Annotated in this window: 17 protein-coding genes; 6 read left to right on the top strand and 11 right to left on the bottom strand. The window is 59.2% G+C overall.

From position 1 onward, the window contains the following. Positions 1 to 125: 125 nt before the first annotated feature. The 4 genes from ABLV11_RS10880 to ABLV11_RS10865 all read right to left on the bottom strand — a co-directional run bounded on the left by ABLV11_RS10880 (position 126) and on the right by ABLV11_RS10865 (position 5,025). A complete protein-coding gene (locus tag ABLV11_RS10880; RefSeq protein WP_004111283.1) occupies positions 126 to 1,367 on the bottom strand; it encodes an LVIVD repeat-containing protein in 1,242 nt (413 codons plus the stop codon). 75 nt (positions 1,368 to 1,442) lie between these two features. After that, positions 1,443 to 2,507 carry a sugar ABC transporter substrate-binding protein gene (locus ABLV11_RS10875; protein ID WP_004100093.1) on the bottom strand — a complete coding sequence of 355 codons (1,065 nt, stop codon included), beginning with the start codon at positions 2,505 to 2,507 and terminating at the stop codon, positions 1,443 to 1,445. Between the two features lie 20 nt (positions 2,508 to 2,527). After that, a complete protein-coding gene (locus tag ABLV11_RS10870) occupies positions 2,528 to 3,526 on the bottom strand; it encodes an ABC transporter permease (RefSeq protein ID WP_004100091.1) in 999 nt (332 codons plus the stop codon). Further along, positions 3,523 to 5,025: a sugar ABC transporter ATP-binding protein gene (locus tag ABLV11_RS10865; protein ID WP_004100089.1), complete on the bottom strand. Its 1,503-nt coding sequence runs from the start codon at positions 5,023 to 5,025 to the stop codon at positions 3,523 to 3,525. The genes ABLV11_RS10870 and ABLV11_RS10865 overlap by 4 nt, the downstream gene beginning before the upstream one ends. 160 nt (positions 5,026 to 5,185) lie before the next feature. On the opposite strand from ABLV11_RS10865, the gene ABLV11_RS10860 reads away from it, so the two are divergent. From ABLV11_RS10860 to ABLV11_RS10850, 3 genes are all read left to right on the top strand, one after another. Beyond that, positions 5,186 to 6,274, top strand: coding sequence for an oxidoreductase (locus ABLV11_RS10860; RefSeq protein ID WP_004100087.1), 1,089 nt, complete (start codon positions 5,186 to 5,188; stop codon positions 6,272 to 6,274). 187 nt (positions 6,275 to 6,461) lie between these two features. After that, complete coding sequence (locus tag ABLV11_RS10855) at positions 6,462 to 6,755, top strand: type II toxin-antitoxin system RelE/ParE family toxin (protein ID WP_004100085.1); 294 nt, start codon at positions 6,462 to 6,464, stop codon at positions 6,753 to 6,755. Beyond that, positions 6,736 to 7,140: a helix-turn-helix domain-containing protein gene (locus tag ABLV11_RS10850; protein WP_004100084.1), complete on the top strand. Its 405-nt coding sequence runs from the start codon at positions 6,736 to 6,738 to the stop codon at positions 7,138 to 7,140. Before ABLV11_RS10855 ends, ABLV11_RS10850 begins: the two co-directional genes overlap by 20 nt. Here the strand turns inward: ABLV11_RS10850 and ABLV11_RS10845 are convergent. Continuing rightward, the gene (locus ABLV11_RS10845; protein WP_004100083.1) at positions 7,137 to 7,334 is read right to left on the bottom strand and encodes a YbdD/YjiX family protein; all 198 of its coding nucleotides are present in this window, start codon (positions 7,332 to 7,334) and stop codon (positions 7,137 to 7,139) included. The two genes, ABLV11_RS10850 and ABLV11_RS10845, sit on opposite strands and share 4 nt — an antisense overlap. Positions 7,335 to 7,389: 55 nt before the next feature. Continuing rightward, a complete protein-coding gene (gene cstA / locus ABLV11_RS10840) occupies positions 7,390 to 9,495 on the bottom strand; it encodes a pyruvate/proton symporter CstA (RefSeq protein ID WP_032727939.1) in 2,106 nt (701 codons plus the stop codon). A gap of 39 nt (positions 9,496 to 9,534) precedes the next feature. Between cstA and ABLV11_RS10835 the strand changes: the two genes are divergently transcribed. After that, entirely contained in the window at positions 9,535 to 9,756 is a 222-nt protein-coding gene (locus ABLV11_RS10835; protein ID WP_348855308.1) for a hypothetical protein, read from the top strand. Between the two features lie 161 nt (positions 9,757 to 9,917). Here the strand turns inward: ABLV11_RS10835 and entH are convergent, their stop codons facing one another. Genes entH through entC form a run of 5 tightly spaced genes read right to left on the bottom strand, consistent with a single transcriptional unit; the run spans position 9,918 to position 14,744 of the window. Next, entirely contained in the window at positions 9,918 to 10,331 is a 414-nt protein-coding gene (gene entH / locus ABLV11_RS10830; RefSeq protein WP_023320539.1) for a proofreading thioesterase EntH, read from the bottom strand. Continuing rightward, positions 10,332 to 11,087, bottom strand: coding sequence for a 2,3-dihydro-2,3-dihydroxybenzoate dehydrogenase EntA (gene entA / locus ABLV11_RS10825; RefSeq protein ID WP_023320538.1), 756 nt, complete (start codon positions 11,085 to 11,087; stop codon positions 10,332 to 10,334). Further along, complete coding sequence (gene entB / locus ABLV11_RS10820) at positions 11,087 to 11,938, bottom strand: enterobactin biosynthesis bifunctional isochorismatase/aryl carrier protein EntB (protein ID WP_004100078.1); 852 nt, start codon at positions 11,936 to 11,938, stop codon at positions 11,087 to 11,089. Before entB ends, entA begins: the two co-directional genes overlap by 1 nt. A 13-nt stretch (positions 11,939 to 11,951) precedes the next feature. Further along, a complete protein-coding gene (gene entE / locus ABLV11_RS10815; protein WP_004100075.1) occupies positions 11,952 to 13,559 on the bottom strand; it encodes a (2,3-dihydroxybenzoyl)adenylate synthase EntE in 1,608 nt (535 codons plus the stop codon). Positions 13,560 to 13,568: 9 nt separating this feature from the next. Beyond that, entirely contained in the window at positions 13,569 to 14,744 is a 1,176-nt protein-coding gene (gene entC / locus ABLV11_RS10810; RefSeq protein WP_004100073.1) for an isochorismate synthase EntC, read from the bottom strand. A 188-nt stretch (positions 14,745 to 14,932) separates the two neighbouring features. Between entC and fepB the strand changes: the two genes are divergently transcribed. Both fepB and ABLV11_RS10800 read left to right on the top strand, forming a co-directional pair. Next, positions 14,933 to 15,892, top strand: a complete 960-nt coding sequence (gene fepB, locus ABLV11_RS10805; RefSeq protein ID WP_023320536.1) for a Fe2+-enterobactin ABC transporter substrate-binding protein — start codon at positions 14,933 to 14,935, stop codon at positions 15,890 to 15,892. A 230-nt stretch (positions 15,893 to 16,122) separates the two neighbouring features. Next, positions 16,123 to 18,264: a glycosyl hydrolase family 18 protein gene (locus ABLV11_RS10800; RefSeq protein WP_126488766.1), complete on the top strand. Its 2,142-nt coding sequence runs from the start codon at positions 16,123 to 16,125 to the stop codon at positions 18,262 to 18,264. Positions 18,265 to 18,382: the final 118 nt, after the last annotated feature.

Raw genomic sequence — 18,382 nt, 5'->3', positions numbered from 1 at the left:
TCAGTCTGGCACTTTGATGCCGTAAGGGGGAGGTGTCCATCACATCGGGCTACGGGGGCACCACCGTCTGTAGCCCGGTTAAGGCGTTTGCGCCGCGACCCGGGAAGGCAACAACCCACCATCCCCTACCCCAGATACTCAATCACCGACAGCCCGCCGTTATAGTCGGTGCTGTAGATTATTCCCTGAGCGTCGACGAACACATCGCAGGACTGGATCACCCGCGGACGACCGGGGCGGGTATCCATCATTTTCGCCGGCGCGGCGGGCACCAGCGCCCCGGTTTCCACCGGCCGATAAGGGTTGGAAATATCGTAAGCGCGAACGCCCGCGTTCTGATAAGTGGCGAAAATCAGCGTTGAGCTGACAAAGCTGCCGGGGCGATTCTCATGCAGGTTATGTGGACCGAAGTGCGCACCTTTCGCCACGTAATCAGCTTCATCCGGCTGCGGGAAAGTGGCGATACTCACCGGATTCGTCGGCTCGCGAATGTCGAACAGCCAGATCAGCTTCTCCCCATCCTGCTGGTTATCCAGTACCGCCTCATCAAGCACCACCAGCAGATCCCGGTCCGGGAGCGGCAGCGCGGTGTGGGTACCGCCGCCAAACGGCGGGCTCCAGTTACGGTGGCTGATTAGCTTCGGCTGAGAGCGATCCTGCACATCGAGCAGGGTCAGGCCGCCGTCGCGCCAGCTGCCGTAGGCGGTGTCGCCGGCGATAATCGCGTGATGCAGGGCATAGCGCTTACCTTCCGGCCACTGCGGGGTCTCCCCCGCCGCCTGGTTCATCCCCGGCAGCCACCAGCGCCCGGCAACTTCCGGCTTACGCGGATCGGCCAGGTCGATAGTCAGGAAAATATAGTCGCTAAAGCCGTCAATCAGCGCGGAAACGTAGGCCCAGCGCCCGCCGACGTACCAGATTCGGTGAATACCGATGCCGTTAAGCGACAGAAAGGCGATCTCTTGCGGTTTATCCGGGGTGGAGATATCAAAAATCCGCAGCCCGGCGCTCCAGCCCTTCTCCCGTACGTCGCTGACCGTCTCGCCCACCGAACGGGTGTAATAAACCTTCTCGTCGGCGAAGCGGGCATCGGCGAACAGATCCCGGGCGTTGATCACCAGCAGCAGATCGTCGTGCGCCTGTAAATGGACGTTCCAGGTACCGGGTGGCGCGGCGATGTAATTGACCGTTCGCGGATTTTTCGCGTCACGTACGTCCACTACGGAAAAGCCCTGCGATACCATATGGCCAATATAGGCATAACCCCGATGTACCATCAGTTGGACGCCGTCCGGGCGTCCTCCCTGATCGCTATGTCCAATCAGCCGCATATTGCGGCTGTATTCCGGGCGCGGTAATTCAGCCACATAACCTCCTGTTGCCGGGCAGCGCTGGTTCCCCTCTACCGCTGGCAGAGGGTACCTGACAGCCGCCGGACGCTATTATTTGTTTTTCGCTTCGAGAGTGGCAAACCACGGGGCGATAAAGTCTTCAGTCTGGCCCCAGCCTGGAATAATTTTACCCAGCGAAGCGACGTTGACCGCTCCCGGCTGCGCCGCCAGCAGCGCCTGCGGAATCGCCGCCGCTTTAAAGTCGTAGGTTGCAGGGGTTGGTTCGCCGGCAATCTTATTGGCGATCAGACGCACGTTAGTGGCGCCGATAAGCTTCGGATCCACCGCTACGCTCACCTTCCACGGACTGCCGGATTCGCGCATCAGCTGCAGATCCTGGTTAGAAATATCGATGCTGTAGAGTTTGATCTCACTGCGACCGTTCTCTTTCAGCGCTTTATAAGCACCCTGGCTGAACGCGTCCCAGGTTCCCCAGATAGCATCAATTTTACCTTTCGGGTATTTCGCTAAGATCGCGCCAACCTTGTTGGCCGTATCGCCCTGCACATCGGATGAGACGGCGCCGATCGATTCCAGCTCTTTGATACCGGGATTTTGTTTAAGCAGCGTCTGGTAGGCCGCCTGGCGACGCTCCATCGGCGGGAAACCCGCGACCCACAGTTTGACGATATTGGCTTTGCCGTTGAAATCTTTCACCAGCTGGCCAAAGGAGAGCTCGGTCAGGGAAGCGTCATCCTGCTGGGTGACGGTGACACCCGGGATCTGGCCGTTTACCGCGGTATCGAAGACCGAGACTTTGATCCCGGCGTCCACCGCTTTTTTCACCAGCGCGGTGGCGTAGGGATCGCGTCCCTGAGAAAGAATAATGCCGTCGTATTTCTGGCTAATCGCCTGGTTAACGAAGTCCTGGAATTTGGCGTCATCACCGTTGCTGAGGAAGGTGCTGATTTTAAAGCCGAGCTTTTTGCCCTCCTGGACCGCTCCGGAGACAAACTGGGTGGTGTTATCGTCGGAGCCCAGGTTGCGGATCACCGCAATGCGAATCGGCCCGCTATGGTCGGCGATCGCTGTCGGAAGCGGCGCCGGGGTTTCAGCAAAAGCTGCCGTCGCGTTAAACAATCCCAGCGCGATGAGTGAAAGCGTTATCTTTTTCATAGTGTTTACCCTGTAAAATTTTAGGTACGGCGCTGAAAATAGGTCAGTGCGAGCGCGCCAGCCAGCACCAGCCCTTTAATAATGTCCATCGCGTAATAGGGAACCGAGAGCATCACCAGTCCATTGGAGAGCACGCCTAAAATGACCGCCCCCACCAGCGTACCGAGCGCGTTCGGCTTACCGGAACCGGCCAGCGAGAAGCCAATCCACGCCGCCGCCACCGCATCCATCAGATAGCCGCCGCCGGCGTTCACCTGCGATGAGCCGATGCGCGACGCCAGCAGAATGCCGCCGAGCCCCGCCAGCAGGGAGGCGATCACGTAAGCGGCGACTTTGTACCGGGTGATCCGCAGACCCGAGAGGCGCGCCGCTTCCGGATTGCCGCCGATGGCGTACATCCGCCGGCCGTGAGTGGTCAAGGAGAGCGCCAGCTGGGCGACAACGGTCACCACCAGCATAATGATGACTATCGTCGGCACCTGTCCGAGCGAACCAAACGCCGCCGGAATCGCGCCTTCCGCCATATCGCCGCTCGGCAGCACCATATTTTCGGTGATCGACCCGCCGTAGCTGTAAGTCATCGCCACGCCCTGAATCACGAACAGGCTGGCAAGCGTCGCCAGCATGTCGGGTATACGCAGGATCACAATCAGAAACGCGTTGAACAGCCCCACTAAGGTACAGAGCGCGAGGGTGACAAGAATTGCCTCGGTGGTGCCGAAGCCGTGCCAGACAAACAGCGAAATCACCAGCGCATTGGCCAGCGAGGCGGTGGAGCCTACGGACAAATCGAAGCCGCCGATGGTCAGGGATATCGATACGCCGATAGCGATCACCGTCACGATGGCGATAGATCGCAGGATATTGATGATGTTAAACGGGTCGAGGAAGTTGTCCGATGCCAGACCAAAAACGGCGATCAGCAGGACGACGGTCAGCAACATGCCCCATTTGTAGAGAAAATCGAAAAATCGCTGACGGCCAGAAACCGCCGCGTTAACTGCCAGGGCTTTACTCACGCTGCTGCTCCTCCGGTGGAGTAATAAAGAATGTTTTCTTCCCGGGCCTCCGCGCCCGCAATTTCCGCCACGATGCGTCCGTCCCACAGCACGCAGATGCGATCGCACAGGCCGACCAGCTCGGCGAATTCGCCCGAGGCGTAAATCACCCCTTTGCCTTCCCGCGCCAGGCCGTCGATCACATTGAATAAATCCGTTTTGGCTTTGACGTCGACCCCTTTGGTCGGCTCATCGAAAATCAGGACGTTGGCGTTGCCGCGCAGCCATTTGCCAATCGCTACCTTTTGCTGATTACCGCCGGAGAGCCGGCGCAGGCTCTGCGCCGGGCCTGAAGTCCGAATGCCTACGCGGGCAATCACCTCTTCCGCCCAGCGCCAGGCCTGACGATGGCCAAACAGGCTCCAGCGGGAGAAGCTGCTATCGGCGCTGACCGCCAGATTCATCGCCACCGGCTCCTCGATAAAAATGCCCTCCTTGCGCCGCTCTTCCGGCACCAGCGCCAGGCCGCGCGCTACCGAGTCCGCCGGGTCACGCGGTCGCCACGGCTGACTATTCAGTTCGCCGCGCGTCAAACGACTTTTGCTGGCGCCAAACAGCGCCTTGCACAGCTCGGTTTTGCCGGCGCCCGCCAGTCCGGCGATCCCCAGAATCTCTCCCTTGCGCAAACGCAGGGAGATATCCTGCAATAACCCTTCGTCGTGCAGCCCTTCCACCTGTAGCAGCACCTCATCGCTATGGGGCGGCCGCTTCGGCGGGAAGATATCGCTCAGCTCATGACCGAGCATTCTCTCGACGATCTGTTCGCCGCTGAGATCGGCCATCGGCCCGCTCTCAATCAGTCGGCCGTCGCGCAGCACCGTCAGGGTGTCGCAAACGGCTTTTAATTCATGAATGCGGTGCGAGATAAACACAATGCCAAGGCCCTGCTGTTGCAGGCGGCGAACCACCGCAAACAGGCGCTCGCTTTCGTTTTGGTCCAGCGGCGCGGTTGGCTCATCGAGGATAAGAAAGCGGCAGTGATGCGACAGGGCGCGAGCCAGCAGGATTTGCTGTTTTTCCGCCAGCGTGCAGCTGTCGATGGAGCGGCGCACGTCGAGGCTGACGTCAAGCTGAGCCAGCGCCTCGCGCGCCAGCTGGCGCAGCCGTCCCCAGCGGAAGGCGAGCCCCGGTTCCGCCAGCCTGTCGAGCATGATGTTTTCCGCGATGCTCAGGCCCGGAACCAGCGCCACGTCTACCTCCTGCTGCACCAGATGAATCCCCAGCTGTTTAGCATCGCGCGGCGAGCGAATGCTCACCGGCTGGTTGTTAATCACCACCTCGCCTTCGTAATGGGCGTGGGTGCCGCACAGCACCGCCATTAGCGTGGACTTGCCTGCGCCGTTAGCGCCGGTCAGCGCATGCACCGAGCCCCCTTGCAGGGTAAAAGCCACGTTGCTGAGCGCCCGAAAGCCGGAAAAGGCCAGGCTAATATTTTGCATCTCAAGGCGATTGCCGGTCATCCCCTGCACCCTGTCGATTAATCTTCTGATTTAACGAATTTTTCATAGCTGCCCTTGACTGACAAATGCATAAAAGGCATAAGATAAAGCGAAATAATATTAGCCATCTGGATGTCCAGACATAACATCGGGTTAGCGAAACAGAACAAGGACAGCATGAATGAGTCATAGTGATATCCGCGTGGTCCCCGGCCCCGCCAACTACTATTCCCATCCCGGCAGCCTTGCCCGGCTGCAGGATTTTTATAGCGAAGAACAGCTTTCACGTGCGGTGTGGGTTTACGGCGAGCGGGCTATCGCAGGCGCCCAGGCTTTTCTGCCGGCAGCGTTTAACGCTCCCGGAGCCAAAAAAATCCTCTTTAAAGGCCACTGTAGCGAAAGCGATGTCAGCGAGCTGGCCCGCGCGTCCGGCGACGATCGGTCGGTGGTAATTGGCGTAGGCGGCGGCGCGCTGCTGGATACCGCGAAGGCGCTGGCCCGACGCCTCGGCCTGCCGGTGGTGGCTATCCCCACCATCGCCGCCACCTGCGCGGCCTGGACGCCGCTGTCGGTGTGGTATAACGATGCCGGTCAGGCGCTGCAGTTTGAAATCTTCGACGATGCCAACTTTCTGGTACTGGTGGAGCCGCGCATTATTCTTAACGCGCCGGCGGAATATCTGCTGGCGGGCATCGGCGATACGCTGGCGAAATGGTATGAAGCGGTAGTGCTGGCCCCGCAGCCGGAGACGCTGCCGCTCACCGTGCGTCTTGGCATCAACGGCGCGCTGGCCATCCGCGATGTACTGCTGGAAAGCAGCGAAACCGCGCTGGCCGACCAGCAACGCGGCGAGCTAACCCAGGCTTTCCGCGACGTCGTGGATGCGATCGTCGCCGGCGGCGGTATGGTCGGCGGGCTCGGCGAGCGCTATACCCGCGTCGCCGCCGCCCATGCGGTGCATAACGGGCTGACGGTGCTGCCGCAGACCGAGAAGTATCTTCACGGGACCAAAGTCGCCTACGGTATTCTGGTCCAGAGCGCCCTGCTCGGCCAGGACGACGTGCTGGCACAGCTGGTGCAGGCGTATCAGCGCTTTAATCTGCCAACCACCCTGGCGGCGCTGGAGGTGGATATCAATAACCGCGAACAGCTGGATAAGGTGATTGCCCATACCCTGCGCCCGGTGGAGTCTATCCATTTTCTGCCGGTTGAACTGAACGCCGAAACCCTGCGCGCCGCGTTTGAAAAAGTCGAACGTTTCGCCGGTTAACCCCTCCGTTTTATTCGCCTCTGCCGCCCGGCGGAGGCGCTTTCGAGCCGCCTCGCAAAGCCGATGTTTCGGCCTTCGCCAGATGACGATTCTGCGTTAGGGTACCCTCATAAGAAAATAGCAAACTTATCTTATAAACTTATTATTTTCTTATGTTCAACTGAGGTGTACAGTGGAAGTACATAGCATGCTCATCTGGTCAAAAGTGGCAAAAAAGGAACTGGCAAATATCGATTATCGCTATCAGCAGAGAATCAAAAGCAGGCTAGCGGATTTAGGTGACCGTACGGCTCCTCGGCCCGATGTCAGAAAGTTATCTAAACCAGAGAATCATTACCGTCTTCGGGTAGGGGATTATCGGATCATTTTCACACGTCAGGGGCTGACGCTGAACGACCTGTTTATCGTGTCCGTTAAGCGCAGAACCTCAACAACCTATTTGCATGAGGAGAATATGCCATATGGCTGTTCAGATAATTAAGGATGATGAAGGGAAAGCGCAGTACGCGGTGATCCCCTACGACGAATACTTCCAGATGTGTTTGCAGCTAGCCGAGCTGGATGATGAAACGGAAGCCGATCTTGAAGATATTCCGGTAGAACACGATATCTACGACAACGTGATGCTGCCGGGTGACGTCTGCGACATCATGGATAAAGAGAAAGTCAGCCTGCAGGCGGCCTGGCGCATTCTGCGCGGCCTGTCGCAGCAGGAGGTGGCCAATAAGCTCGGGATTAGCCAGTCTGCGGTTTCCCAGCTAGAAGCTATCGACTCCCGCCCGCAAAAGCGCACTCGCGAAAAGCTGGCGGCCATTTACGGTTGTACGCAGGAGCAGATCAGCCTGTATCTGCCGAAAGAGGGTTAACAGCACTTCGCGCCGCCTTTACCGCCGTAGCGTGCGTCCTGACGTTCGCGGAAAAACTCTTCATAGGTCATCGGCGTTTGCTCGGGGTGGGTCACGCGGATGTGCTCCACGTAGTTGTCGTAATCCGGGACGCCGATCATCATCTTCGCCGCCTGGCCCAGATATTTTCCTGCTTTCGAAAGGGTATCAAACATTTCCAACTCCGCTAACCGCCCTCCTTCTCATGAAGGAGGGCAATAAAATGACGCTTTAATGGGCGCGTTTCGCCTGGGTGACCAGGCTTTCAGCATCAGCTGGCATCGCCTGGTAAGGGGTCTCTTTCGCCGTCGGTTTGTCCTCTTTCAACGCCGCCAGCGCGGTCTTAATTGAGAACAGCGCCAGAACCACCACCACCACCATGAAGAAGATGGTCAGCCCGGCATCCAGACGGTTGTTAAACACCAGTTGCGCCAGCTGCGACTCGGTGTACTGCGGCGGAATATTGCCGCTGTCAATCATCGCCTGGAACTTGTTGGCAATCGCCAGGAAGCCCACTTTGGTATCGGTGCTGAACGACTTCTGCCAGCCCGCGGTCAGGGTACAGATCAGCAGCCAGGAGGTTGGCAGCAGTGCGACCCAGGCATAACGCTGGCGCTTCATCTTAAACAGTACCACCGCGCAGAGCATCAGCGCCATCCCTGCCAGCATCTGGTTGGCAATACCAAACAGCGGCCAGAGGGTGTTGATGCCGCCAAGTGGGTCAACTACGCCCTGATGCAGGAAGTAGCCCCAGGCCAGCACGCACAGCGCGGTCGCAAGAAGGTTCGCCGGCAGGGAGCTGGTTTGCTTGAGCCCCGGGCTGATCACCCCAAGCAGATCCTGCAGCATAAAGCGCGCCGCCCGCGTGCCGGCATCCACCGCGGTCAGGATAAACAGCGCCTCAAACAGAATCGCGAAGTGGTACCAGAAAGAGACGTCCATCAGGCCGCCCAGCGAACCGTGGAGGATATAGGCCATGCCCACCGCCAGCGTCGGCGCGCCGCCCGCGCGTGAAATAATCGACTGTTCCCCTACCTCATTGGCGATCTGATTGAGCGTATCCGGGGTTACGGTAAAGCCCCAGCTACTCACCACCTGCGCCGCCGACGCCACCACATCGGTCACGCCCGCCGGAGCCAGCACCGCCATTGGGCTGTTCATCGCGAAGTAGACGCCCGGGTCGATAATACAGGCCGCCACCAGCGCCATGATCGCTACGAAGGACTCCATCAGCATGCCGCCGTAGCCGATAAAACACGCCTGGCCTTCGTTGGCCAGCATTTTCGGGGTGGTGCCGGAAGCGATCAGGGCATGGAAGCCGGAAACCGCGCCGCAGGCGATGGTGATAAACAAGAACGGGAACAGGCTGCCGCTCCATACCGGCCCGGTGCCATCGATAAATTTGGTCAGCGCCGGCATCGTCAGCGTCGGACGCATGATCAGAATCCCAATCGCCAGACCGACGATGGTGCCGATTTTCAGGAAAGTAGAGAGGTAGTCGCGAGGCGCCAGCAGCAGCCAGACCGGCAGTACGGCGGCGATAAACCCGTAGCCCACCAGAATCCAGGTAAGCTGTACGCCGGTGTAATCAAACCACGGCGCCCAGGTCGGGCTTTCCGCCACCCAGCCGCCGGAGATGATGGCGAACACCAGCATCACCAGACCAATCACCGACACTTCGCCAATGCGCCCGGGGCGCAGATAGCGAATATAAATGCCCATGAATATCGCCAGCGGGATGGTGAAGGCCACGGTGTAGGTGCCCCACGGGCTGTGGGTTAGCGCTTTCACCACGATCATCGCCAGCACCGCAAGGATAATAACCATGATCATAAAGCAGGCCACCAGCGCCAGCACCCCGGCGGTCGGGCCCATCTCCTCTTTCACCAGCTCGCCGAGCGAACGTCCGTCGCGACGGGTTGAGACGAACAGCACCATAAAGTCCTGTACCGCCCCGGCCAGCACCACGCCCGCCAGGATCCAGATCATTCCCGGCAGATAGCCCATTTGCGCCGCCAGCACCGGGCCAACCAGCGGCCCTGCGCCGGCAATAGCGGCAAAATGGTGGCCGAACAGCACTTTCTTATCGGTCGGAACGTAGTCAAGGCCGTCGTTGTGACGCACCGCCGGAGTCATGCGCGTCGGGTCAACCGCCAGCACGTTTTTGGCGATATATAGGCCGTAGAAGCGATAGGCGATCAGATAGACGCAGACTGCCGCAACGACAATCCATAGCGCGTTAATCTGCTCACCCCGGTTTAGCGCGATATAGCCCAGGGCAAAGGCTCCGATAACGGAGAGCAGTGTCCAGATGAGGTATTTCCCTGAATTATTCATCATTGTGTTCCACAGGTAGGGTAATCAGGATGTTACAATTTGTTTCTAGAACACAATACGAGTTTTAACAACTCTGAAACGTTGCAGATGTCGCCTGACGGCAAGGATTTATCTCACATTGCAAGCGAGATCACTTCTGGCAGGAAAATGGATGAAAACAGGGAGGGATATTCTGTAACTGCATCGCAGGTTGTTTCCCCGGAGGCGGCGCTTGACGCGCCTGTCCGGGCTACCGGCCCGCAGACGGCGGTGAACCCGTAGCCCGGTCAGCGCAGCGCCACCGGGAAGAAGCCGCACCGATGTATTCATCGCGGCGCATCCCCGGGTTGCGGCGTAAACGCCTGACTCGGGCTACCGGCCCGCAGACGGCGGTGAAACCGTAGCCCGGGTAAGCGCAGCGCGACCCGGGAACAGGCTATGCCTCAGCCGAGGACCGCCGTGCCCAGACGGCAGGTGCAGCAGCGCCGTCCTCGCTCGTCGAATATCGCAATTTCCCAGCTCTGGCCCTGACGCCCCAGGTGCAGCGCCCGGCATTCGCCGCGGACTTTACCGCTGGAGACCGCCCGGTGATGGGTGGCGTTGAGCTCGGTCCCCACCACGCACTGTCCCTCTGCGGTCATCAACCATCCGGCCATCGAGCCGAGGGTTTCCGCCAGCGCCGCAGAGGCGCCGCCGTGCAGCAGCCCGAACGGCTGATGGGTTCGCGCGTCGACCGGCATTTCCGCTTCCAGCACGCCCTCCTCAATCCGGGTATAGACGATGCCCAGATGGGCCACCATCGTATTGCTGCTGGTGGCGTTAAGCTCATCCAGCGTCAGCTGACGTTTCCAGGCCATTTATGCCCCCAGCGTCGAGCCGCCGTCCACCACGATATCCTGCAGCGTGATATGGCTGGCGTGAGCGGAGGCGAGGAACAGAATGGTATTGGCAATCTCCTGCGGGCGGGCGATTTTACCCAGCGGAATCCCCAGCTTAAACTGCTCGCCGAAGCCGCGAATGCGCTGCTGCTCTGCATCATCGCTCACCCACAGCGTCCGCTGCATATCGGTGTCGGTAGAACCAGGAGAAACCAGATTACAGCGTACGCCGCTGCCCGCCAGCTCCAGGCCGACGGTCAGCGCCAGGCTCTTTAGCGCCGCCTTTGATGCGCCGTAGGCGCTCATGCCGATGCGCGGGGTATGCGCAGCGTCGGACGCCACAGTCACAATCGCCCCGCCTTTCTGGCGGCGGAACTGCGCCATCGTCTGCTGGAACAGGTTAAACGCCCCGCCAACGTTGACGGCAAAGGTCTGCTGCCAGTCTTCAAGGCTCAGCGCATCGGTCGCCCCCATCCGCAAAATACCGGCCGCATTAACCAACACATCCAGCCGCTCGATCCCTGCCAGCAGGCGGCCGCATACCTGCGCCACCTGCTGCGCGTCGGCGACGTTCAGCGTCTCGGTGGCAAACGGATAGCTTTCACCGTCGAACGCCAGATCAAAACCGGTTACCTGCGCGCCGGCCTCAACGAACGCCAGCGCGGTAGCGTAGCCGATCCCCTTACCCGCGCCGGTGATCCACACGGTCTGGCCGTGAAAATCTAGCCCGTTCATTATTTCACCTCGCGAGAAAGCAGCGCCCACCAGGCATCGATGGTCGGTTTTTTCGCCAGCACCACGAAGTCAATATCGCCGTGCACTTTACGCCAGCGCGCGGCGAGCGCCATCATGCGTACCGAATCCAGGCCGTAGTCGATCAGGTTTTCGTCATCCATCGGTTCATCGGATTCATCGAGCAGCGGCAGCACCAGCGCGCGCAGCGCCGCTTTCGATGCCGGCAGCGGCAGCAGCTCTTCCGTCATCACCACGCGACCGGAGCGACCCGCCACGTAGTTGAGCGCCATCAGATGCTCCTCGCGGCTGAAATCAGCCAGCGCATCGGCAACGAAAAATGGCTTAATATCGCGCATAAACGCGTCGGTTGCGGTGGTCATGCAGCCGATATGGGCGTACACGCCGGTGATAATCAGCTGATCGCGCCCCGCCTCTTTCAGTATCTCCTCCAGCGGCGAGCGATGAAACGCGCTGTAGCGCCACTTCACCAGTACGGTATCGTTGTCGTCCGGCGCAAGAGCGGCAATGACCTGCTGCTGTTCAGGAGAACGGGTCAGACCCGGCCCCCACATGTCGTTCAGCAGCGCGCGGTCTTCATCGCTCTGCTCTTTCGGCTGGGCGGTGTAAAAAACCGGAATATTATTCTGTTTGCAGAACTCGCGCAGGGCGGCGATGTTGGCCACCACTTTCTCCATCATCGCGCTGTTTTCGCCCCAGAAATTAAGGAAATACTCCTGCATATCATGGATCAGCAGCGCGGCACGGGACGGCTCAAATGCCCAGTTCACTTTGTTCGCCGGGATATCGCTGGCTTCCGGCAGCGCGTAAGCCTGTAATTTAGGGATTGCCATTCTGTCTTCTCCTTCAGCCCAGCTTGCGTTCAGCCAGCCACTGACGTAATTGTTTTTTATCGACTTTGCCCACCGGCGTCAGCGGCAGCGCATCAACGCACTCCACGCGGTCCGGCAGTTTAAATTCTGCGACCCCTTGTTCCCGCAGGAAGCGGCGTACCGCCACCGCGCGCAGAGGTTCTTTTACCACCAGATATGCGCAGCTCTTTTCTCCCAGCAGGCTATCTTCCATACTGACCAGCGCGACGTGGATCACCGCCGGATGGCGCAGCAGCAGGTTTTCGATCTCTTCCGCCGCGATCTTCTCCCCGCCGCGGTTGATCTGATCTTTTTCCCGTCCCTGCACGGTGATATAGCCGTCTTCATCGATCGAGATCAGATCGCCAGAACAGTAGAACCCGTCGGCATCAAAGGCTTCGGCATTATGCTGCGGACTCTTGTAATAGCCGCGGAAGGTGTAAGGACCACGGGTCATCAGCCGTCCGACTTCGCCCCGCGGCAGCGGATTGCCCTGCGCATCGGCCACCCACACTTCATCGTCCGGACACATTGGGCAACCCTGAGTATTGATAATGCGCTCGGGGCTATCGTTGAGGCGGGTATAGTTCACCAGCCCCTCCGCCATGCCGAAGACCTGCTGAAGCTGACAGCCGATTTCCGCCGGAATACGCGCCGCGAGCGTCGCGGACAGGCGCGCCCCGCCAACCTGCAGCAGCCGCAGCGATTGCAGGCGGGCGTTGCTGCCGGAATCCTGGATCTCCTGCAGCCACAGGCTGACCGCAGGCGGAACCAGCGAGGTCAGGTTAATCTGGTGTTTTTCAATCAGCGGGAAGCAGAGTGTGGCGCTCGGATCGTGCGCCAGTACCACCACACCGCCGGCGAGGAAGACGCCTAAAGAACCTGGCGAACTCATCGCGTAGTTATGGGCGGCGGGAAGCGCGTTCAGGTAGCGCGTTTCGGCGCTCACGCCGCACAGCTCGTTGCTGCGGCGAATGCTGTAGTCGTAGTCGTTATGGGTACGCGGGATGAGCTTCGGCGTACCGGTGCTGCCGCCGGAAAGCTGGAAAAAGGCCACTTCGTCGGCAGGCGTTGGTCCGGCAATGAAATTATCGCCAGGCCGCTCAATGGCTGCCGTCAGGCTCCGTTCGCCGCTGTCGTTGAGCAGCAGAGCCACGCGTATCGACGGATGCTGGCTGACAAAATCATTCAGAAATTCGTCATCGGCAAACAGCGCGTGTTCGCGATCGGCAATCAGCAAGGCGGGTTCAATCTGGGCGGCGTAGGCGTTGAGCTCGCTACGCTGATGGCTGAACAGCGCATTCACCGGCGCCACGCCGATCCGCAGCAGCGCGAAAAACGTCAGATAAAATTCCGCGACGTTGCCCAGCTGCACCAGCGCCGTTTCGCCGCGCTTCAGGCCCTGACGCTGCAGCGAGGAGGCGAGATTATCAACCAGGCGGTTGAACTCACGATAACTGTAGCGTTTGTCGCCGTCGATAATGGCGGGAGCATCGTTTTCGGCATGACGGGTAATCAGGTTAGTCAGCGGCAGATCCTGCCAGTAACCTTTTTGCCGATAGCGGGCCGCGAACGCTTCCGGCCAGCGGGTAAATTCGATCATCATAGTCCCTTATTGCAAGCCGAATACGTTCAGCATGGTGGTCAGTTTGACGCCGGTTTCGCGCCACTCGCCTAGCGGCGAAGACGCCGGGACGATCCCTGCGCCTGCAAACAGCCGCAGCGTGCGTTGATGCAGGCGCGCGCAGCGGATGGTGACCACCCACTCGCCGTTGCCTTCATCATCGCACCAGCCGACGATACCGCCGAACAGCTGGCGATCGAACGGCTCCAGTTCGTTAATCAGGCGTTTTGCCGCCTGATGCGGGAAGCCGCTCAGCGCCGGGGTGGGATGCAGCAGACAGGCCAGCGACATGGCATTCTCGTTTGCCAGCGCGGCGCCCTGAATCTGCGTCGCCAGATGCCACAGGGTCGGCGTGGTGATCAGCTGCGGAGAATCCGGCAGGCTTAGCTCGCTGCTGCGCGGCGCCAGTACGGCCTTCATCGCCTGGGTCACCAGCTCATGTTCATGGCGGTCTTTTTCCGACGCCAGCAGCTTGTGCCCCGCTTCGCGGTCCAGCACATCGTCCGGCTGACGGCGGGCCGAACCGGCCAACGGCAGAGAGTAAAAATGCGCCCCTTCTTTACGTAACAGCAGCTCCGGGCTGGCGCCCAGCAGCACGCCGCCGTCCGAAAGCGGCACGTGGAAGTTATAGCTGGCGGGGTTCTGGGCAATCAGGCGCTCCAGCAGCGCACCGCTATCAACCCGCTCACGGGTGGTGATATCAATCAGGCGCGACAGGACCACTTTGTCCACTTCCGGCGTCGCGGTCAGGGCCGCCGCGCGCGTCACCATCGCCATAAAGGTGTCCTGTTCGGGGATCTCCCGGCGCTGAATCACGTCCATGGGCTGCAGCCCCGACGCATAGCGCGCGGAGTGCTGCTTTTCTGGTCGGGAGAAGGTTTCCCAGCTTGTGGGTATAAACAGCTCGGACGGCTCGCTGGTATCAAACGGAATGGCGCCGACCATTATCGGCTTAGCGATCCCGGCAGCCCGCGCCGCTGTAAAGGCGGCGGCCATTTTGTGCTGGAATTCCCCATCCAGATTTTCGCCATCGGCGGCAGGATGAGAAAACCGACTAAAGCAGCCAGCGGTGGTGAAACTGCGGTACGGCGACATAAAGAAGAAGCTTTCCGGCGGCAGAGTCATTTTTTTCTCCCGTACTTCCTCAGCCAAAGACGTTTCCATATCATCCTCCAAAAAACGATAAAGATATTACGAATAATTATCATTTATATTTTGGTTGGGTAACCTAAAAGGTATTGCGCGCTATGTCAACCGTACAGGTAGCATGTTGTGCGACTTAGGCTTGCATCCACGCGGCGCAAAGCTGAAAATGAGAAGCATTTATCACCACTTAATCAGGATGCGAATACGTGAATTTCTCCACCTTTTGCCGCCGTACCCTCCTCGCCAGCGGTCTGGCGATTTTAGGAATTAGCTCAGCGCTGGCGGCAGACTGGCCGCGGCAGATAACCGACAGCCGGGGAACGCACACGCTGGAAAGCCAGCCCCTGCGAATTGTTTCCACCAGCGTGACGCTGACCGGCTCACTACTGGCGATTGACGCGCCGGTAGTCGCCAGCGGCGCCACGACGCCGAACAACCGCGTCGCCGACGGTCAGGGATTTTTACGTCAGTGGAGCGATGTGGCGAAAGCGCGGAAGCTGTCGCGCCTCTACATTGGCGAACCGAGCGCTGAGGCCGTCGCTGCGCAAATGCCGGATCTGATTCTGATTAGCGCCACCGGCGGCGATTCGGCGTTGACGCTCTACGACCAGCTTTCCACCATCGCCCCAACGCTTGTCATTAACTACGATGACAAAAGCTGGCAGGCCCTGCTGACCCAACTGGGGACGATCACCGGCCATGAAAAACAGGCGGCAGAGCGAATTGCGGAATTTGATACTAAGCTGGCGGCGCTGAAAGAGAAGATGAAGCTGCCGCCGCAGCCGGTCACCGCGCTGGTCTACACCGCCGCGGCCCATAGCGCCAATATCTGGACGAAAGAGTCCGCTCAGGGGCAGATGCTTCAACAGCTGGGCTTTACCCTTGCCGATCTGCCCGCCGGTCTGCATGCCAGCCAGAGTCAGGGGAAACGTCATGATATCGTGCAGCTGGGCGGTGAAAATTTAGCCGCCGGACTTAACGGTCAGAGCCTGTTCCTGTTCGCTGGCGACCAAAAAGACGCCGATGCGATTTACGCCAACCCGCTGCTGTCGCATCTGCCCGCAGTCGAAGGTAAACGCGTTTATCCGCTGGGAACGGAAACCTTTCGCCTGGATTATTACAGCGCCGTACTGGTGCTGCAGCGCTTAGCCGCGCTCTTTGCTTAAAGCTCTTCTCCCGGCGCGGGTCGCCGGGATCTCATCGCGCATCACTCCTCACATCATCTGTTTGTTATAAAAGCTTATTTTCCCTCACTGAACCTCATCAGTCTCATCGCCGCCTCAGCCAAAATATCATCGTCGCCGGTGTTGTTTTGTGATTAGCCCTGGCCGCCGCGTTGCCCGATTATTTGCCCCACACCGCTTGAGGTGGGCATTCAACACAGAAGGAAATTAACGTGGCAACAAGCAAATTGATTAAGGGCGATACGCTGACCGAAACCAGCAACGCCGCAGACGGCTTTAACCCGGCAACCGAAGTGAGCAACTACAGCTATACCTCCGCTCGCGTCGCCAAACCGGTCTATAACAAATACAAAGCCTCAACCAGCAAACCGAAAGTCTTTGGTTACTACACCGACTGGTCTCAGTATGACGGACGTCTGCAGGGCGGCGATGCGAAAGATAACCGCGGTCGCGGCTACGATCTGACTAACGTCTCCCCTACGGCTTACGATAAAATCATCGTCGGCTTCGTCGGCGTCACCGGCTTCCATAAAGTGGATGGGATGTACCGCGATGTGGTTGCCGAAGCCGCCGAGCAGTGCGGAAAAGTCAAATATGAGCCGACCTTCCTCGACCCGTGGGGCGATTTCCAGTCCTACGTTAACGTTGGCCACTCCGTCAGCGGCTGGGACGTCGATCCGAAAACCGTCACTCAGGCGAATACCAAAGGTCTGCTCGGCGGCCTGCGCGATCTGCAGGCCAAAGCGAAGCAGCAGGGTCACGATCTGGTGCTGTCCATGAGCATCGGCGGCTGGACCATGAGTAACAGCTTCCACGAAACCGCAGCTTCTGATTCCGCCCGTAAAACCTTCGCGAAAGGCGTGGTAAAACTGTTCAAACAGTTCCCGATGTTCAGCGAAGTGGATATCGACTGGGAATACCCGAACGCGGAAGGCGCGGGCAACCCTTACGGCCCGGAAGACGGCGAAAACTATGCGCTGCTGATCGGCGAGCTGCGTAAGCAGCTGGATTCCGCCGGTCTGAGCAACGTCAAAATCTCCATTGCCAGCTCCGCGGTAGTGAAGACCTTCGATTACTCCAACGTGAAAGCGCTGCTGCAGGCCGGTCTGTACGGCATCAACGTGATGACCTATGACTTCTTCGGTACGCCGTGGGCGGAAACCCTGACGCATCACACCAACCTGAACGCGCTGGAAGAAGGCGGCTGGGCGGTCGATACCATCGTCAACCATCTGCTGGCCGAAGGCTTCCCGTCAGACCGCATTAATATTGGTTACGCTGCCTACAGCCGTAACGGCCGCAATGCAGAGCTAGAATCTCTGTCTCCGCTCAAGGGTACCTATAACCCGGGCACCGGCACCACCGTGGGTACCTTCGAGTCGGGTACCACCGAATGGTATGACACCATTTATAACTACCTGGATCTGGAAAACCAGAAAGGCCGTAACGGTTTCAACGTCTATACCGACCAGGTGGCCAACGCGGATTACCTCTACAATCCGGAAACGAAGCTGTTCATGTCTCTGGACACCCCGCGTACGGTGAAAGCCAAGGGCGAATACGCCGCCAGCCTCGGTCTGGGCGCGCTGTTCACCTGGACTATCGACCAGGACAACGGCGTGCTGGTGAACGCCGCGCGTGAAGGTCTGGGCTATGAAATGGCCTCTGAAGTTATCGATATGGAGCCGTTCTATTTCGAAGGCATCAACGTCGAACCGACGGATGAAGCGGATGAAACGGATGAAAATGAGGAAGACGACGTTCAGCCTGAACCGGCGGTCAACCACGCGCCGAAAGCAGCCATCGAACTGATGGTGGTTGGCGGCTCCCGCGTGCGTCTTTCCGGCGAAAAATCCTCGGATGAAGATAGCGACGACCTGTCCTTCAGTTGGGGCGTGCCTGCGGCGATCGCCGTGGCGGATAAAACCGCCGCCGTCATCGAGTTCGACGTCCCGAAAGTGAGCGAAGATACCGAGTTCACCTTTACTCTGTTCGTACGCGATACCTGGGGTGAGCCGTCAACGCAGCAGCGCTTTGTGCTCTCCGTCGTCGCCGCTACCCAGAGCGATGACAGCGAAGACGAGTCGGAAGACAAGAACGATGATGAGCCGGCGGACGACCAGGATAACAGCGATGATCAACCTCAACCGGCGGATGATGATGTAGTGCCGTCAGACGAAACCACGCCTTATCCGCTGTGGAATGCCAGCACCGTGTATGGCGGCAACTGGGGTACCTTTGAAACCGTCAGCTGGAAAGGCCATAACTACCAGGTGAAATGGTGGTCTCAGGGCAATCAGCCGGACCTGAACTGCGGCCAGTTCCAGGTGTGGACCGACCTCGGCGCGTACTAAGCCTTAATCGTCACTGACGAGTGATAGCCAGCCCCGGAGCCATCCGGGGCTTTTTATTGGCGCTCTTTTCGGTTTACCCGGTGGCGCTAGCGGGCTACTTCAAGTCGATAGCCAGGGA

Origin of the sequence: Klebsiella sp. GW_Kp181, from assembly GCF_040062315.1 — a bacterium.
Lineage (GTDB): Bacteria > Pseudomonadota > Gammaproteobacteria > Enterobacterales > Enterobacteriaceae > Klebsiella > Klebsiella oxytoca.
The sequence above is the reverse complement of the archived record's forward strand: the minus strand, read 5'-3'. Positions and strand labels throughout refer to the sequence as shown.

Coding starts and splice junctions, on each gene's coding strand:
- entE (WP_004100075.1), bottom strand. CDS start 13,559: ATGATCGAATTTACCCGCTGGCCGGAAGCGTTCGCGGCCCGCTATCGG.
- entC (WP_004100073.1), bottom strand. CDS start 14,744: ATGGAAACGTCTTTGGCTGAGGAAGTACGGGAGAAAAAAATGACTCTG.
- entB (WP_004100078.1), bottom strand. CDS start 11,938: ATGGCAATCCCTAAATTACAGGCTTACGCGCTGCCGGAAGCCAGCGAT.
- ABLV11_RS10850 (WP_004100084.1), top strand. CDS start 6,736: ATGGCTGTTCAGATAATTAAGGATGATGAAGGGAAAGCGCAGTACGCG.
- ABLV11_RS10865 (WP_004100089.1), bottom strand. CDS start 5,025: ATGACCGGCAATCGCCTTGAGATGCAAAATATTAGCCTGGCCTTTTCC.
- ABLV11_RS10845 (WP_004100083.1), bottom strand. CDS start 7,334: ATGTTTGATACCCTTTCGAAAGCAGGAAAATATCTGGGCCAGGCGGCG.
- ABLV11_RS10860 (WP_004100087.1), top strand. CDS start 5,186: ATGAGTCATAGTGATATCCGCGTGGTCCCCGGCCCCGCCAACTACTAT.
- cstA (WP_032727939.1), bottom strand. CDS start 9,495: ATGAATAATTCAGGGAAATACCTCATCTGGACACTGCTCTCCGTTATC.
- ABLV11_RS10875 (WP_004100093.1), bottom strand. CDS start 2,507: ATGAAAAAGATAACGCTTTCACTCATCGCGCTGGGATTGTTTAACGCG.
- ABLV11_RS10855 (WP_004100085.1), top strand. CDS start 6,462: ATGCTCATCTGGTCAAAAGTGGCAAAAAAGGAACTGGCAAATATCGAT.
- entH (WP_023320539.1), bottom strand. CDS start 10,331: ATGGCCTGGAAACGTCAGCTGACGCTGGATGAGCTTAACGCCACCAGC.
- entA (WP_023320538.1), bottom strand. CDS start 11,087: ATGAACGGGCTAGATTTTCACGGCCAGACCGTGTGGATCACCGGCGCG.